Below are 16,593 nucleotides of genomic sequence, written 5' to 3'. Positions count from 1 at the left end.
GGATGACGACGATCGCGATCGCAGACTCCCTCGCGCCGGCCGTCCGGTTCGACCATGGCGGACGCCACGACCAACCCGTCATCGACGCCCGCAACATCGAGGTCGCGTTCAAGGTCGAGCATGGCACCGTCGAGGCGGTCAAGGACGTCTCCTTCCAGATCTATCGCGGCGAGACGATCGCGATCGTCGGCGAGTCCGGCTCCGGCAAGTCGGTGACGGCGCGCACCGTCATGGGGTTGTTGTCCAGGCGGGCAACCGTCTCGCCGCGATCGAGCGTCGAATATCTCGGGCAGAACATCCTGAAATTCCCCGAGAGCGCCCGGCGCAAGCTGCGCGGCAACCGCATCTCGATGATCTTCCAGGAGCCGATGAGCTCGCTCAACCCGATCTACACGGTGGGCAGCCAGATCGTCGAGGCGATCCGGGTGCATCGCAAAGTCGGCCGCAGGCAAGCCTGGGCGCGCGCGCTCGAGCTTCTACGGCATGTCCAGATCCCTGAGCCGGAAGCAAGGCTCAAGCAGTATCCGCATCAGCTGTCGGGCGGTCAGCGGCAGCGGGTGATGATCGCCATGGCCTTGGCCAACGAGCCCGACGTCCTGATCGCCGACGAGCCGACCACGGCGCTCGACGTCACGGTGCAGGCGCAGATCCTGAACCTGATCCGCAACCTGCAGAAGGAACTGCGGATGGCGGTGATCCTGATCACCCACGATCTCACTGTGGTGCGCAAGTTCTCCGACTACGTCTATGTCATGCAGCATGGCGAAATGCGCGAGCACAACGTCACCGAGCGGCTGTTCGCCGATCCGCGGCACCCTTACACGCAGCGGCTGCTCGCCTCCGAGCCGCGCGGCCGTCCGCAGCCGCTGCCGGAGGGCAGCGGCACCATTCTCGAGGCGAACGGCGTGCGCGTCTGCTTCATGCTGCGCCACGGCTCGTTCCTCAAGCCGGACTGGCGCGAGCTGGTCGCGGTCGACGACCTCGACCTGAAGCTTTGCCGTCACGAGACGCTGGGACTGGTCGGCGAATCCGGCTCCGGCAAGACCAGCTTCGGCCAGGCACTGATCAGGCTGGCCGACGCCAAGCGCGGCGAGATCCGCTTCGACGGCCTGCCGATCGAGAAGCTGTCGCGCACCGAGATGCGGCCGCTGCGCTCGCGCATGCAGGTCGTTTTCCAGGATCCGTTCTCCTCGCTCAACCCGCGCATGACGATCGGCCAGATCATCGAGGAAGGCCTGGTCGTCAACAGGCTGGGCGCGACGCGGCGCGAGCGGAACGAGCGGGTGCGCGAGGCGCTGGTCAGCGCCGGCATGCCCGGCAACATCCTGTCGCGCTTCCCGCACGAGTTCTCCGGGGGCCAGCGACAGCGCATCGCGATCGCGCGCGCCATCGCGCTGGAGCCCGAATTCATCCTGCTCGACGAGCCGACCTCGGCGCTCGACCTTTCGGTGCAGGCGCAGATCATCGACCTGTTGCGCAAGCTGCAGGACGAGCGCGGCCTGAGCTATCTGTTCATCTCGCACGACCTCAAGGTGGTGCGGGCGCTCTGCCACCGCGTCATCGTCATGCAGCACGGCAAGATCGTCGAGCAGGGACCCGTCGACGAGGTCCTTTCCAATCCCAAGACCGCCTACACCGAACGGCTCGTCAGGGCCGCTTTCGACGTGGCTTAGAAGTGCCGGAGGTTTACAGTGGCAAGAAATCCCAGGATCACATTCATCGGCGCAGGCTCGACGGTGTTCATGAAGAACATCGTCGGCGACGTGCTGCAGCGGCCGGCGCTGTCGGGCGCGACCATCGCGCTGATGGACATCAACCCGCAGCGGCTGGAAGAAAGCGCCGTCGTCGTCAACAAACTGATTGCGACGCTCGGCGTCAAGGCGAAGGCCGAGACCTATTCCGACCAGCGCAAGGCGCTTTCCGGCGCCGACTTCGTCGTCGTCGCCTTCCAGATCGGCGGCTACGAGCCTTGCACCGTCACCGACTTCGAGGTGCCGAAGAAATACGGCCTGCGCCAGACCATCGCCGACACGCTCGGCGTCGGCGGCATCATGCGGGGCCTCAGGACCGTGCCGCATCTATGGAAGATCTGCGAGGACATGCTTGCGGTCTGCCCGGAAGCGATCATGCTGCAATATGTCAACCCGATGGCGATCAACACCTGGGCGATCGCCGAGAAATATCCCACGATCAAGCAGGTCGGGCTCTGCCACTCGGTGCAGGGCACGGCGATGGAACTGGCGCACGATCTCGACCTTCCCTATGAGGAGATCCGCTACCGCTCGGCCGGCATCAACCACATGGCCTTTTATCTCAAGTTCGAGCATCGCCAGCCGGACGGCACCTACCGCGACCTCTATCCCGACCTCGTGCGCGCCTATCGCGAGGGCCGTGCGCCAAAACCCGGCTGGAACCCGCGCTGCCCGAACAAGGTGCGCTACGAGATGCTGACCAGGCTCGGCTATTTCGTCACCGAAAGCTCGGAGCATTTCGCCGAATACACGCCCTATTTCATCAAGGACGGCCGACCAGACCTGATCGAGAAATACGGCATTCCGCTCGACGAATATCCGAAACGCTGCATCGAGCAGATCGAGCGCTGGACGGGCCAGGCGGAGGCCTACCGCTCGGCCGACCGGATCGAGGTCGAGCAGTCAAGGGAGTACGCTTCGTCGATCATGAATTCGGTGTGGACCGGCGAGCCGTCGGTGATCTACGGCAATGTGCGCAACAATGGCTGCATCACCTCGCTGCCTTTCGACTGCGCGGCGGAAGTGCCGTGCCTGGTCGATGCCTCCGGCATCCAGCCCACTTACATCGGCGAATTGCCGCCGCAGCTGACGGCGCTGATCCGCACCAATATCAATGTGCAGGAGCTGACGGTGCGGGCGCTGATGAGCGAGAACCGCGAGCACATCTACCACGCGGCGATGATGGACCCGCATACGGCGGCCGAGCTCGACCTCGATCAGATCTGGTCCTTGGTCGACGACCTGCTTGCCGCGCATGGCGACTGGCTGCCGGCTTGGGCGCGAGGCCGGCGCAAGAGCGCGGCCGCCTGAATTCCGGAATTACGCCCCGGCTTTCTCGCGCTCGACGGCGCGCCAGCCGATGTCGTGGCGGTAAAAGCCTTGCGGCCAGTCGATCTGGTCGATCGCCGCATACGCCTTTGCCTGCGCCTCGCCGACGGTCTTGCCGAGCGCGGTGACATTGAGCACACGCCCGCCATTGGCGACCAGCGCACCGCCATTGATGGCGGTGCCGGCATGGAAGACCTGGACGCCCTCGCCTTCCGCCTCGTCGAGACCGCGGATGACGGAGCCCTTTTCCGGCGCGCCGGGATAACCCCTGGCCGCCATCACCACGGTCAGCGCCGTCTCGTCGCTCCAGCGGACCGACATATGCGCGAGCTGGCCGTCGACGGCGGCGTTGAGCAGGACGAGCAAGTCGTCCTTCAGCCGCATCATCAGCACCTGGCATTCGGGATCGCCGAAGCGGGTGTTGTACTCGATCAGCTTGGGGCCCTGGTCGGTGATCATCAGGCCGGCGAAGAGGATGCCGGCGAAGGGCGCGCCGAGATTGGCCATGCCGCGCATGGTGGGCTCGACGATCTCGCGCATGGTGCGCTCGGTCATTTCCGGCGTCATCACCGGCGCCGGCGAATAGGCGCCCATGCCGCCGGTGTTCGGTCCGGTATCGCCGTCGCCGACTCGCTTGTGGTCCTGCGCGGTGCCGAAGGGCAGCGCGGTGGCGCCGTCGCACAGGCAGAAGAAGCTTGCCTCCTCGCCGGTCAGATATTCCTCGACCACGACCTCGGCGCCGGCCGCGCCGAAGGCGCCGTCGAAACAGGCTTCGAGCGCGGCGTTCGCCTCGTCCTGCGTCATGGCGATGGTGACGCCCTTGCCGGCGGCGAGCCCGTCGGCCTTGATGACGATCGGCGCCCCGGTCTTCTCGACATAGGCTTTCGCCGAGGCGAGGTCGCTGAAACGGCCATAGGCGGCGGTCGGAATGTTGAACCTGGCGCAAAGATCCTTGGTGAAGCCCTTCGATCCCTCGAGCCGCGCCGCCGCCTTGGAGGGGCCGAAGACGCGGATGCCCCAGGCGCGCAGATCGTCCGCGATGCCGGCGACCAGCGGACCTTCCGGACCGACCACGACCAGATCGATCTTCTTTTCCTGGCAGAAGGCGGCCACAGTAGAATGGTCGGCGACGTCGAGCTTCACCGGTTCGGCGATGCGGCCGATGCCCGGATTGCCGGGCGAGGCATAGAGCTTCGTCAGCAGCGGCGAGGCGGACATCTTCCAGGCCAGCGCATGTTCGCGGCCACCCGAACCGAGAAGAAGAACGTTCATGGCCACCTCTTGCTGATCGTCTCCCTGAACCCGCTATTGGTCCACGGGCGGCGGGTCAAGGCGTCTCGGCATTTTGGCGGCAATTGCGCACGGGAACATGGGCCTCATCAAGGCCGATGAGACAGGTGCCGCCGCCGGCCAGTCCCCGGTACAGGGATTTGGGAGGTTGCCGTTTATCGGCGAGCAAGATGTTGGCCGTTCATTTCCGTGAAATCGGCGCAAGCGTTGGTGATTGGCTGAAGTTTCATCAACGTCGTCATTCTAGGGCGGAGCAAGGAGCGAAGCGACGCGCGCAGACCCTAGAATCCTGTGTGTTGGTTCTGGTGTATGGTTGAAGTGGGAAGGAGACCGAATGAATCCTGGTCGTCCTTTCGGACAGGCCGTGGCATGGCTCGGTCCCTTCCCACCGGTGAACCATCAACCTGAACAGTTGCACGGGGCTGTTCCAAGCAGACCCCGCACCACAGGAAGAGGCGTGGACATGATAATGCAGAACTATGTCGGCTGCGACATCTCAAAACAGTGGCTCGACTTTTTTGATGAGACAAGCGGCCGTCTTCGGCGCATCGACAACCAGGCCGACGCGATCGCGGCCTATGTGGCGGGCCTTGATCCCAGCCGCGACTTCGTTGTCATGGAGGCGACAGGGGTCCATGACCGGCTGTTGCGCCATGCGCTGGCCAAGGCCGGCGTGCCGTTCTCGCGGCACAACCCGGCGCACACCCACCACTATGCCAAGTCGACGCGACGGCGCGCCAAGACCGATCCTCTCGATGCCAGGATGCTGAGCGACTACGGCCGCCGCTATCAGCCGGAGGCCGAGCCGGCGCCGCGCGAAGAAGTCGAGCAGCTTCAATCGCTTGCCCGCTACCGCGATCAACTGGTCGAGATGCGGGCAACGGCGAAGAAGCACCTCGCCGAGGCCTTCAATGAGATCGTCATTGCCGATCTGGAAGAAACGATCGCCTACCTCGACACGCGCATCAAGGCGCTCGAAAGTCAGATCGCCGACGTCATTCGTCAAAACCAGGACGCCGCTCGCGACCAGGCGCTGATGGTCTCTGTGCCCGGTGTCTCCAAGGTCGGCGCATTCTCGCTGCTGGCGCTCCTGCCCGAGCTCGGCAAGCGCTCACCCAAGGCAATCGCTGCACTGGTCGGCCTTGCCCCGTTCGACAACAAGAGCGGCAAGCTCAACCGCAGGAGCCAGATCCAGGGCGGGCGATCACGCGTGCGCCGCGCCCTCTACATGGCAGCCCTCACGGCCATTCGAACCTGTGAGCGCTTCAAGACCTTCTACACCGCACTTGCTGCCCGGTCGGGCTCCAAGAAGCTCGCTATCATCGCCGTCGCAAGGAAGCTCCTGGTCGTCCTCAACGCTATCATTCGCGACAAAACCGCATTCGCGTGAACACAGTTGCCATGCCGTGACATTGATCGAGGGCCGCGACGGAGCAGAATTCTGCACCCCTGCAACGCCTCAGCATCACGGCATGGATCCTCGGGTCTGCGCGCGTCGCTACGCTCCTTGCTCCGCCCGTGGATGACGAGGGCGGGCCGGTTCGGCCAACCCCAACATGCGATTGCCGGCGCAAATATAGCCGACCCATCAGAAATTGCCGTGTCCCCAACTTGGTCTGAAAAAATGCCTCAGCTCTGGAAAATGACGGGGAACCAGTCCTCGCGCAGTTTCTGGCCGGGCTTCATGTCGTGACCCGGATAGGGTGGCGAGGTGCGGCCGGGACGTTCGACATAATGTGCGTCGTCGCCGACCCAGCGCAGCGACAGCGCCCGGCGCCGCGCCGCCGTCAGGTTGCCGCGCGCACCGTGCGCGGTGCGGAAGTCGAACAGGATGGCGTCGCCCGGCTCCATCTCCCATTCGAGCACCTTCATCGACGGGTCGTTGTCGGGGTCGGGCACAGGCAGGTAGTCGCCCTCGCCGGCGTAGAAGTTGTCGTCGTTCAGCCATCGCACCGGCAGCACCATCTTTTCCCATTTGTGCGAGCCGGCGATCAGCCTTAGCGTCGCTTCCTTCACCGGATCGATCGGGATCCAGAAGCTGACCGTCTGGCTGCCGTCGACGAAGTAGTAGGGAATGTCCTGGTGCCACGGCGTCGGCTTCTGCGTGCCGGGCTCCTTGACCAGGACGTGGTCGTGGAAGAACTGGGCGCTGCGCGACTGCATGACCGCGGCCGCGAGCTCGGCGGCCGGTGTTTCCTTGACGATCCTGACGAATTCCGGGATGCGCTCCCAGTTGCAATAGTCGTCGAAGAAGCTGCCCTTGCCGCCGGCGATGTCGGAAGCGGCGGCGCTGCGGTTGCGCATATTACGCTCGATGCCGTCGGCGATCACGTCGACCCAATCCTTGAAGGCGCCGCGGATGCAGACCGCGCCATCGCGCTGATAATCGGCAATCGTCGAGGCATCGATCTTCGGGCTGGCCATGGCGAGCTCTCCTTGAGTTGGCAAGCGACTATCGCAAGCGCCCGACATCGGGTAAAATAATAACTTGCCATCTGGTTTATAGTTATAGCCTATGAGACTGACCCTCGCGCAACTGCGCTATGTCGTTGCCGTGGCCCGCTATGGCAGCGTGACCGCGGCAGCCCAGACGCTGAACGTGTCGCAGCCGTCCATCTCGGTTGCGATCGACAATGTCGAGGACGCGCTGGGCCAGAAACTGTTCGTGCGCCAGCGCGGCAGCGGCGTTTCGCTGACATCCTTCGGCCGCAGGGCCGTGGCCAAGGCAAGGCAGGTGCTGGGCGAGGCGGACGAGCTGGCGGCGCTCGGTTCGCGTGACGCCGATGTCGGCGGCGAGCTGGCGCTCGGCTGCTTCGAGGATCTGGCGCCCTATTTCGCGCCGGCGCTGATGCGCGCCTTCGCCGAGCGCTGCCCGGCTGTCACCGTCGTCATCGGCGATGAAACCTTCGACACGCTGGGACGGCGCCTGGCCGACAGCGCCGTCGATCTCGGCCTCACCTACGATCTCGGCCTTCCAGGCCATTTCAAGCGCATTCTGCTGCATCAATTGCAGCCGCACGCGCTTTTGCCCGCCGGCCACGAGCTGGCGGACAAGCACGCCGTCAGCCTGGCCGAGCTCGCGCAGCATCCGCTGATCACCACCGACCAGCCGCATAGCTGGCAGCATATGCTGGACCTTTTCCTCAGCCGCGGCCTCTCGCCGGTCGCCCGGGCGACGACCAGCTCGTCGAGCTGCAGCGCTCCATGGTGGCCAACGGCTTCGGCGTCGCGGTCAGCTATACGAGACCCTATGGCGACCGCAGCTATGACGGCCTGCCGCTGGTCTGCGAGCCGCTCTCCGATCCGCTGCCCATGCAGCGCATCATCCTGACCCACGACACGCGCCAGCGCCTGTCGAAGGCAGCGGTCGCCTTCATCGAGGTCGCCAAGGCCTGGTTTGCCGGTCACGATGTTTTCACCGCCTAGGTTTTCAGCGCTTGAGCGACAACGCGGCCGCTTGACGGCGCTGCTTGCTGCTGCCACTCCAGCGTGATGGAAACCGTCCAGTCGAAAGCGATCCAGGGCCGTGTCGCCGACGCGCCGAGCGGTCATTGGGTCTATCGCGTGCTGCCGCGCTGGCTCTGGCCCTATGCGCAGCTTGCGCGCTGGGACAGGCCGATCGGCTGGCAGCTGCTTTTATGGCCCTGCTGGTGGTCGGCAGCGCTTGCCGCGGGCGCCTATCCGCGCCCGACCGACCCGCTGCTGACGCTGCTGCCGACGCCTTGGTATCTATTGCTGTTCTTCATCGGCGCTGTCGCCATGCGCGGCGCCGGCTGCACCTATAACGATCTCGCCGACCAGGACATTGACAACCAGGTCGAGCGCACGCGCTCGCGGCCGCTGCCCGCCGGCAAGGTGACACGCCGCCAGGCCTGGGCTTTCGTCATCATCCAGGCGCTGGTGGGCTTGGCCGTGCTGTTGCAGTTCAACGGCTTCGCCATTCCGCTCGGCATCGCCTCGCTGGCGATCGTCGCGGTCTATCCTTTCATGAAGCGCATCACTAACTGGCCGCAATTGGTGCTGGGGCTGGCCTTCTCCTGGGGCGCGCTGATGGGCTGGGCGGTCGAATTCGGCGATCTCGATGATCCGGCGATCATGCTCTATATCGGCTCGATCCTGTGGGTGATCGGCTACGATACGATCTACGCGCATCAGGACAAGGAAGACGACGCCATCGTCGGTGTGCGCTCGACGGCGCGGCTGTTCGGCGACAACACCAAGACCTGGCTCACCGGACTCTATGGCGGCGCGCTGGTCTGCTTCGCCATCGCCTTTGCATCCGCCCAGGTGCCGATCGTGGCGCTGGCCGGGCTGATCGCCGCCGGCGCGCATATGGCGCGCCAGATCATCCGACTCGACATCAACAATCCGGACCAATGCCTGAAACTGTTCAAGTCGAACAACCAGGTGGGCTGGCTGATCTTCCTCGGCCTGATCGGCGGGTCCGTGTGGATTTGGCTGAAGCCGCTGGTGTAGCGGGCTCCCCCTTCCCCCCTTGTGGGGGAAGGTGTCGCCGAAGGCGACGGATGAGGGGTGCTCCAGAGGACACCAGCGTCTCACTCCGCTGGAACACCCCTCATCCGTCTCGGCGCTGTGCGCCGATCCACCTTCTCCCACAAGGGAGGAGGGAAAATCGCACTACTCCCTTGCGATAATCTCCTGGCCATCGATGACGAGCCTCAAGCCCAGATTGCCGGCCTTGCGGCGGGCGAGGAAGCGCGGGCGGCGCGTGGTGGAGACGCGGCCCTTGCGGCGCTCCTGCGGCGGCAGGGCCTTGATGGCGGCGCCGAGCGATTCTTCCAGGGTGCGGGCAATGCCGTCGGCCTCGATCAGCAGCATCGGCAGGCGATAGGCATCGGCCCAGGCGCGCCAGTCGGCGGCGACGTCGTCGAGGTCGTCGGCGACCAGGAGCGGCACAGACAGCATCGGATCATTGTGGAGGAGCTCGAGCGTCACGGTCACGTTGCCGTCGGGATCCTCCATGGCGCGCGCGGCGACGCCGCGGAACGCATTGGGGGGCAGCGCGATGATCGCCGGCACGCCGCTCATCTCCAGCACACGGCGGATGACGGCGCCGCGCTGGTCGATGGTGAAGGTCACATCGCCATAGTCGTCGCGGGTGGCATAGCTCACCATCTGCGGCAGGCGAAATGGGTCGAGACGCATGTTGCGCCCGGCCCAGACTGGCTTCAGTCCAGTGTTCATCGATGTCTTCCCTGTTAGTCCTGAGGGCCGTTTTTCCGGTTCTCTCAGGGCCGGTTTTTCCGGCCTCGTTATGGGAAGAAACATTAGCGCTCGCTTCTTACCGGCGCGCTTAAGAAAGTCGGTTAAATTTTGCTGATCTGAGCCAATGGTTATCGGAATGCGACCGACCGCCGGATGAGGTGAGGATCAGATAACCTTACCGGGATTCATGATGCCTGCCGGATCAAAGGCGGCCTTCACGCGGCGCATCAGGTCGATCGCCATCGGCGGCGCCGTGGCGATCAGCTCGTCGCGTTTCAATTGGCCGATGCCGTGCTCGGCCGAGATCGAGCCATGGAAGGAGCGCACGACATCGTGCACGGCCTGGTTCATAGGGTGGTAGAGTTCGAGGAACGCCTCGTCCTGCCAATCCACGGGACGCGAGATGTTGTAGTGCAGGTTGCCGTCGCCCATGTGGCCGAAGCAGACGACGCGCGCGCCGGGGCAGACCCCCTCCACCACGCCGGCCGCCTTTTCAATGAACTCCGGGATCGAGGCGATCGGCACCGAAATGTCGTGCTTGATCGAAGCGCCTTCGGGCTTCTGGCATTCGGGAAGCGTCTCGCGGAAATTCCAGAAGGCGTCGCCTTGGGCAAGGCTTGCCGATACTACCGCGTCGCCGACGACGCCCTGCTCGAGAGCCTCTGCCAGGATCTCTTCGATCAGCGCCCTGCCGTCCTCCTCGGAGCGGCCGGACGAGATCTGCATCAGCACATACCACGGCCAGTCGTCGGCCAGCGGCCGCGTGATGCCTTGCCCGTGCTTGAGCGTGAAATCGTATGGCCTTTTACCGATCAGCTCGAAAGCGGTGAGCGATGCGCCGGCGCGATCCATCGCCAGGGTGAACAGCGAAAGCGCATCTTTCGGCGACGATGGCAGGCCGGCAAAGGCCACCTCCCTGCCCTTCGGCTTCGGGAACAATTTCATCACCGCGGCGGTGATGACGCCGAGCGTCCCTTCGGCGCCGACGAAGAGATTCTTCAGATCGTAGCCGGTGTTGTCCTTCTTCAGCTTGCGCAGATCGTCGAACACCTCGCCGGTCGGCAGCACGACCTCGACGCCAAGGCAGAGCTCGCGCGCATTGCCGTAGGCAAGCACGCCGGTGCCGCCGGCATTGGAGGAGAGATTGCCGCCGATCTGGCAGGAGCCCTGGGCAGCGAGCGAGAGCGGAAACAGCCGGTCGGCGGCGTCGGCCGCTTCCTGCAGCGTCTGCAGGATGACGCCGGCCTCTGCGGTCACCGTGTTCGACAGGACATCGATCTCGCGGATGCGGTTCAGTCGCGACAGCGAGACCACGATGTCGCGGCCGGATCTGTCCGGCACCTGGGCGCCGACCAAGCCTGTATTGCCGCTTTGCGGCACGATCGGCGTTCCGGTCTCGGTCGCAAGGCGCATGATGCGGCTCACTTCCTCAACGCTGCCTGGTCTCAGCACCAGCGATGTGCGGCCGTGCCAAAGGCCGCGCCGCTCGGCGATGTAAGGCGCGATGTCGGCCTGCTCGCGCAACGCATATTTGTCGCCGACGATTGCCGCGAAGCGGTCGATGAGGGTGGGATCGAGGTCCAAGGGCTGATCGTTCATGAGACTGAACCTATGGCGCTCAGCCGGTCTTGTCACGCGGCGCGGCGGCGCGGGCAAGTCGGTCGTTGATCGCCTCGCCCAGCCCCTCGAACGGGATCGGCTCAACGGCGATGGTCGCGGCGCCGACGCGGTCGAGCGCCTGCATGAAGGCGAACAGATTGCTGGCCGCCTCGCGCAGGTCGCCCGCCTCGGAGAGGTTGCGCAGCGCGACGGCCTGTTCCCAGCCCTCAGCGCGGTTGCGGCCGAACGCAAGCAGCGCCTCACCCTCGGCGATGTCTTGGACATTGAGCCGCATCGCGGCGCCCGGCGCGTAATGCGAGGCAAGCATGCCCGGCGCCTCGATGCCGCTGGCGCCGCGCGACAGCTTCGCACCGGCCACCGCCTCGATCTCCTCGGCGCCGATGCCGCCGGGCCGCAGCAGCCGCAATTTGCCGTTCTCGACCTTGAGAATAGTCGATTCCAGGCCGACGGGCGTCGCGCCGCCATCAACGACCAGCCTGATCCTGTCGCCGAGATCGGCGGCGACCGCCTGCGCCGTCGTGCCGCTGATTTTCCCGGAGGAATTGGCGCTCGGGGCGGCGAGCGGCCTGCCGAGGCGCGAGATCAGTTCGCCACCGAACCCGCGCGGCATGCGCAGCGCGATCGTGTCCAGCCCCGCAGTGACAAGCGGGTGGATGCCGTTGCCGGCGCGCTGCGGCAGCACCAGCGTCAGCGGACCGGGCCAGAAGGCTTCGGCCAGTTTTGCCGACAGCGGGTCGAAGCCGGCGATACGGTCCGCCATCGCGCGATCAGCGACATGGGCGATCAGCGGGTTGAAGCGCGGCCGGCCCTTGGCCTCGAAGATGCGCGCCACGGCAACGCCGTTGGTGGCATCGCCGGCGAGGCCGTAAACCGTCTCGGTCGGGATGGCGACGACCTCGCCGCCTTCGAGCAGCGCCAATGCCTGCTCCAGAGCCTCGCCGATCGCCAGTATCTCAGCCAAATCCGCCACCAGTCCTGAACATGCCGGTCCCGTAATACGGCCGCTTGCATCGGGCAAGTGCGGGCATTGGCGATTTATCAATCCCTAAAATGTTAAGTTTCCATGCAAGCCGGCTTCAATCGGACGGCCCTAGGGTGCGGGTTCAATGCGGTTGCGGCTTGGGAGTTTGTAATGCGTTTGCTCGGAGCTTTCGGTATCAGCCTTCTGGCGATGAACGGCGCGGCACATGCCTCGTCAATCGTCGTGGTGGCACCCTCGACCTCGACGCCTTCGGTTATCAGGCTGAATGCGATCGACCCGACCAAGCTGTCCGCGGCCTCGGCGCCGTCGATGATAGCGCTTGGCGAGCCTGTGCCCGCCGTCACCGACGAAAAGGTCGCGGCAATTCCCGAGAAGTCCGGGCACCAGCAAGCCCCGATGATCATTCGCGGCGGCATCGTCGGCGGCGCTTTCGCAACACCCGCGGCGGCCAAGCCCACAGCACCGGCAAACACAACCGCCGCCGCGCCGGCAAACGGCACCACGCCGGCAACGCCCGCGAACGGCACAGCGTCCGCTTCGAACGGCAACAGCGGAACCGGCGGACAGCCGGCCGCGACGGCCACTGCGTCGGGCGGCGGCGCGCAGCCGCAAGGCGCCCCGTCGGTGCCGCGCGTCGGCAAGGCGATGTAGATCACACTGGATCCGGCCCTGGCATGCTAGGCGCTTAACCTGTCCGATTCCCGTGATCGGATCGGGCACGATTGCGCCGGCATTTCAAAAGGGGGTTTCATGACTGTTTCGAAAGCAATGAGCGTTGCCGCACTGTTGGCGGCGACGACACTGGGCACGGGTACGGCACGGGCCGACGACATGCTCGGCTCTTACACGGCGCGGATTTCCGACCGCGATCACCGCGCCAGCGACGGCTACCCGCTCGGCAGCGCGGCGCAGATGGTGCGACAGGACCGCGCCAACTGGCATAAATTCCACCGGCGCGACAGCGACGACCAGGGTGATGTCTGGTTCCGCAGCGACGGCTCGCGCGCCGACCTGCAGCGCATGCTGGAACGCGGCGGCGCCATGAGCAGCTCGACCCGGCGCGCCATCGTCAATGGCGAGCCGTTGATCGAGGTCGATGTCTATTCGGACGGTGTGCGGGTCAGCATAGTGGAGGATTGACGGCTCAATCTTCCTGGAAGACCGACAAGAGCCGCACCGACGAAAAAGGGCGACGCGCGACGCGCCGCCCCTGATGGTTCAGACGAGAGGAGACGGCTCAGGCCGCTTCTTCCTTGTCATCATCGTCGGACTCATCCTCATCGGCTTCGTCCTCATCATCGTCGCCATCTTCATCCTCGTCGTCGGACTCATCGTCGCCCGAGGCTTTGGCTTCTTCGTCGCCGTCTTCGTCGCCTTCATCTTCATCGTCCGGCTCGTCGTCGGCCGAGGCAGTGGTTTCCTCGTCGTCGTCTTCGGACGGATCGGCGGATTCGACCGCCGCGGCGGCAGCGTGGTCGAGAAGGTTTTCGGAAGCGGATTCGATCGCCGCGGCGGCGGCCAGGGTCTCTTCATTCAGGTCGATATCGTCAACGGAATTCATGGCATGCCTCCGTGTTTTGGGAATGTCTTACGGCGCGCCCCACGAAACGATTTCGGGCAACGCGCCTTAGGTCTTTGGTTGATGCATGTCGTTGCCCCAGGACCGATCAGCGCTTCTGGACGACATGCACCTTTGTCCCATGCGGAGGTCATCGTCATATGACTGTAAGCCGGCTCCGGCGCATTAAATTTCGGGCGCCGAATTGTTCAAGCCCGCCCGCACCCTAGCGGATGCGGACAGGCTCGATGTGCGGTTTTCCGAGCCGTCAGCCGACGATTTTTGAAAAATCGGCGACCTGGTCGGTGGCGGCGCGGATGCGGGCGAGCAGCGCCAGACGGTTGGCGCGCACGGCCTGGTCCTCATCATTCACGAGAACACGCTCAAAGAATGAATCAACCGGTTCGCGCAACACGCTAAGCGCCAGCATGGCGGCAGAAAAATCTTCGTTTTGAATTGCTTGGCCGGCTTCCTTCTCGGCCTGATTCACCGCGGCAAAGAGCTTCTTTTCCGCCTCCTCGCGGAACAGCGCCGGCTCAACGGTCGCGGCGATGAGCGTTTTCTTCTTCTCCTCGGCGGCCAGGATGTTGGCGGCGCGCTTGGTTCCGGCGAGCAGGTTCTTGCCCTCCTCGGTGTCGAGCAAGGAACCGAGCGCCTCGACGCGGCGGACGATCTGCAGAAGGTCGTCGTTCAGCGATTGGCCCATCTCCCCCCTTGTGGGGGAGATGCCCGGCAGGGCAGAGGGGGGCGCGACAGAATGAGAGGCCGGCGGGACAGCGCCCCCCTCTGTCGGCTGCGCCGACATCTCCCCCACGAGGGGGGAGATTGGGCGCGAGCCCGCTGACAGCACGGCATCGATCAAGTCATGCCGTGCACCGCTTTCACGCAGATAGACTTTCAGACGGTCGTGGAAGAAGGCGAGGAGGTCGGACGACTGGTCCGCGCCGCCTTTGAAGTTTGCAAAGGCCTTGGCGAAAACAGACGTCAGCGCCAGACGAATCCGGTTCTCGACGAGTATCCTGACCACGCCAAGAGCCGCACGTCGCAGCGCGAACGGATCCTTGCTGCCCGTGGGCTTTTCATCGATCGCCCAGAAGCCGGTGAGCATGTCGAGCTTGTCGGCGAGCGCGACGGCAACCGAGACCGGATCGGTCGGCACGCGGTCGGATGGGCCTTGCGGTTTGTAGTGCTCCTCGGCGGCCGCGGCGACCGACGGATGCTCGCCCTGCAGCAGCGCATATTTGCTGCCCATGGCGCCTTGCAGCTCGGGGAACTCGCCGACCACTTCGGTCTGCAGATCGGCCTTAGCGAGCACCGACGCGCGGGCGACCAGCGCGGCATCGGCGCCGACGACCGAGGCAAGCTCCTGTGCCAGCCGCTTGATGCGCTCCACGCGCTCCCCTTGCGTGCCCAGCTTCGCGTGGAAGGTGACGTTGAGATGGTCAAGACGCGCCATGCGCTGGTCGAGCGGCTTCTTCAAATCCAGGTCGAACTTCGCCGCCGATTCGTTCAGCTGGTCGAGGTCGGGCAAATCGCCTTGATCGGTCCGCCAGAAATAGAGCGCATCGGACAGGCGGGCGCGCACCACCTTGCCGTTGCCGTAGGCGATCTCCTTGCCGCCGTCGCTCGCCTCGATGTTGGCGACCAGCACGAAGCGGTTCGAAAGCGGCGATTGGCCAATCTCCCCCCTAGAGGGGGAGATGCCCGGCAGGGCAGAGAGGGGGGCCTCGCGCTGAGTCCCCTCTATCGGCTTCGCTGACATCTCCCCCTGCGAGGGGGAGATCGGGCGCGACGTCACGAAACACTTCTGGTTGGCGCGGATGGTGAGGCGGATGACCTCGCCCGGAATGGTGAGGAAATCCTGCTCGAACTCGCCCATCAGCACGACCGGCCATTCGACCAGGCCGGACACTTCCTCCAGCAGGCCCTCGTCCTCAACCAGGTCGAGGCCGTTGGCAAAGGCGATGTTGCGGGCATCGGCCAGGATGATCTCCTTGCGCCGGTCGGCATCGAGCACGACCTTGGCCGCCTCGAGCTTCGCCACATAGTCGTCGAAGCGGCGCACGGTGATCGGACCCGGCGCATGGAAGCGATGGCCGTAGGTGACGTTGCCGGCGTGGATGCCGTCGATCTCGAAATCGACGATCACCGGCTCCTCGGTCTCCGGCCCGAAGGTGCAGACGATCGACTGCAGCGGCCGAACCCAGCGCAGCGAGCCGGGTTTCGCCGAGGCCGGCCCCCAGCGCATCGATTTCGGCCAGGGAAAGCTTTTGATGATGCCCGGCACCAGCTCGGCGATGATCTCTTCGGCCGCCCGGCCCGGCTTCGCGATGTGGGCGACGTAGAAGTCGCCCTTCTTGGGGTCGGAATGGACATGCGCCTCGGCGATCGACGAAAGGCCGGCCTTGCGAAGGAAGCCCTGCACCGCCTGCTCGGGCGCCGTGGTCGAAGGACCCTTGATCTCCTCGCGGATGTCCTTCGAGCGCGCGGTCAGGCCACGGATGTCGAGCGCCAGGCGCCGCGGCGTCCAATATTCGCGCGCCGCCTCATAGGTGAGACCCGCCTCGACCAGACCGTCGGTCAGCATCTTCCTAAGGTCGCCGGCAGCCTTGCGCTGCATGCGGGCGGGAATCTCTTCCGAGCGGAGTTCCAAGAGCAGGTCGGGCATAGTTAAGCTCCCCACCCTCCCCTTGATGGGGAGGGTCGGCGCGAAGCGCCGAAACGAATGGGCGGGAGATAGCAACTCGGCCGCCCGCTGTCACCCCGCCAGCAGATCGCCTCTTCGACCGATTTCGCGGAATTTTTCGACCCGCTGTCGGGTTGGCGCGGGGCTGCCC

At 65.0% G+C, this 16,593-nt stretch carries 13 protein-coding genes and 1 pseudogene; 7 read left to right on the top strand and 7 right to left on the bottom strand.

The annotated features are described in order from the left end of the window. Positions 1 to 2 precede the first annotated feature (2 nt). Positions 3 to 1,673, top strand: a complete 1,671-nt coding sequence (locus LB525_RS21935) for an ABC transporter ATP-binding protein (RefSeq protein WP_140845831.1) — start codon at positions 3 to 5, stop codon at positions 1,671 to 1,673. 18 nt (positions 1,674 to 1,691) lie between these two features. Next, positions 1,692 to 3,062, top strand: coding sequence for an alpha-glucosidase/alpha-galactosidase (locus LB525_RS21930; protein WP_224546983.1), 1,371 nt, complete (start codon positions 1,692 to 1,694; stop codon positions 3,060 to 3,062). A gap of 9 nt (positions 3,063 to 3,071) precedes the next feature. Here the strand turns inward: LB525_RS21930 and purD are convergent, their stop codons facing one another. Beyond that, positions 3,072 to 4,352, bottom strand: a complete 1,281-nt coding sequence (gene purD / locus LB525_RS21925) for a phosphoribosylamine--glycine ligase (RefSeq protein ID WP_224546973.1) — start codon at positions 4,350 to 4,352, stop codon at positions 3,072 to 3,074. A gap of 382 nt (positions 4,353 to 4,734) precedes the next feature. Here purD and LB525_RS21920 point away from each other — a divergent pair, with 382 nt between their 5' ends. Beyond that, positions 4,735 to 5,760: an IS110 family transposase gene (locus tag LB525_RS21920; RefSeq protein ID WP_224546963.1), complete on the top strand. Its 1,026-nt coding sequence runs from the start codon at positions 4,735 to 4,737 to the stop codon at positions 5,758 to 5,760. A 239-nt stretch (positions 5,761 to 5,999) separates the two neighbouring features. On the opposite strand, the gene LB525_RS21915 is transcribed toward LB525_RS21920, so the two are convergent. Beyond that, positions 6,000 to 6,794 carry a phytanoyl-CoA dioxygenase family protein gene (locus tag LB525_RS21915; protein ID WP_224546961.1) on the bottom strand — a complete coding sequence of 265 codons (795 nt, stop codon included), beginning with the start codon at positions 6,792 to 6,794 and terminating at the stop codon, positions 6,000 to 6,002. A gap of 91 nt (positions 6,795 to 6,885) precedes the next feature. On the opposite strand from LB525_RS21915, the pseudogene LB525_RS21910 reads away from it, so the two are divergent. Continuing rightward, positions 6,886 to 7,796, top strand: a pseudogene (locus tag LB525_RS21910) (LysR family transcriptional regulator). A 66-nt stretch (positions 7,797 to 7,862) separates the two neighbouring features. Beyond that, positions 7,863 to 8,846 (top strand): 4-hydroxybenzoate octaprenyltransferase, encoded by a 984-nt coding sequence (gene ubiA, locus LB525_RS21905; protein WP_224547059.1) that lies wholly within the window; start codon positions 7,863 to 7,865, stop codon positions 8,844 to 8,846. 162 nt (positions 8,847 to 9,008) lie between these two features. Here the strand turns inward: ubiA and LB525_RS21900 are convergent, their stop codons facing one another. The 3 genes from LB525_RS21900 to LB525_RS21890 all read right to left on the bottom strand — a co-directional run bounded on the left by LB525_RS21900 (position 9,009) and on the right by LB525_RS21890 (position 12,177). Continuing rightward, positions 9,009 to 9,575, bottom strand: a complete 567-nt coding sequence (locus LB525_RS21900; protein ID WP_071074058.1) for a DUF6101 family protein — start codon at positions 9,573 to 9,575, stop codon at positions 9,009 to 9,011. Positions 9,576 to 9,761: 186 nt separating this feature from the next. After that, entirely contained in the window at positions 9,762 to 11,195 is a 1,434-nt protein-coding gene (locus tag LB525_RS21895) for an FAD-binding oxidoreductase (protein ID WP_224546959.1), read from the bottom strand. Between the two features lie 19 nt (positions 11,196 to 11,214). Beyond that, positions 11,215 to 12,177 (bottom strand): L-threonylcarbamoyladenylate synthase, encoded by a 963-nt coding sequence (locus LB525_RS21890; protein WP_224546957.1) that lies wholly within the window; start codon positions 12,175 to 12,177, stop codon positions 11,215 to 11,217. A gap of 171 nt (positions 12,178 to 12,348) precedes the next feature. On the opposite strand from LB525_RS21890, the gene LB525_RS21885 reads away from it, so the two are divergent. Then, complete coding sequence (locus LB525_RS21885; protein WP_224546956.1) at positions 12,349 to 12,849, top strand: hypothetical protein; 501 nt, start codon at positions 12,349 to 12,351, stop codon at positions 12,847 to 12,849. A gap of 99 nt (positions 12,850 to 12,948) precedes the next feature. Further along, positions 12,949 to 13,338 (top strand): hypothetical protein, encoded by a 390-nt coding sequence (locus tag LB525_RS21880; protein ID WP_224546954.1) that lies wholly within the window; start codon positions 12,949 to 12,951, stop codon positions 13,336 to 13,338. Between the two features lie 97 nt (positions 13,339 to 13,435). Here LB525_RS21880 and LB525_RS21875 read toward each other — a convergent pair whose 3' ends face one another. Both LB525_RS21875 and glyS read right to left on the bottom strand, forming a co-directional pair. Beyond that, positions 13,436 to 13,759 (bottom strand): ATPase, encoded by a 324-nt coding sequence (locus LB525_RS21875; RefSeq protein ID WP_224546952.1) that lies wholly within the window; start codon positions 13,757 to 13,759, stop codon positions 13,436 to 13,438. 265 nt (positions 13,760 to 14,024) lie between these two features. Beyond that, positions 14,025 to 16,424 (bottom strand): glycine--tRNA ligase subunit beta, encoded by a 2,400-nt coding sequence (gene glyS, locus LB525_RS21870; protein ID WP_224546943.1) that lies wholly within the window; start codon positions 16,422 to 16,424, stop codon positions 14,025 to 14,027. Positions 16,425 to 16,593: the final 169 nt, after the last annotated feature.

It is taken from the genome of Mesorhizobium sp. CA16, assembly GCF_020165175.1.
Lineage (GTDB): Bacteria > Pseudomonadota > Alphaproteobacteria > Rhizobiales > Rhizobiaceae > Mesorhizobium.
The sequence above is the reverse complement of the archived record's forward strand: the minus strand, read 5'-3'. Positions and strand labels throughout refer to the sequence as shown.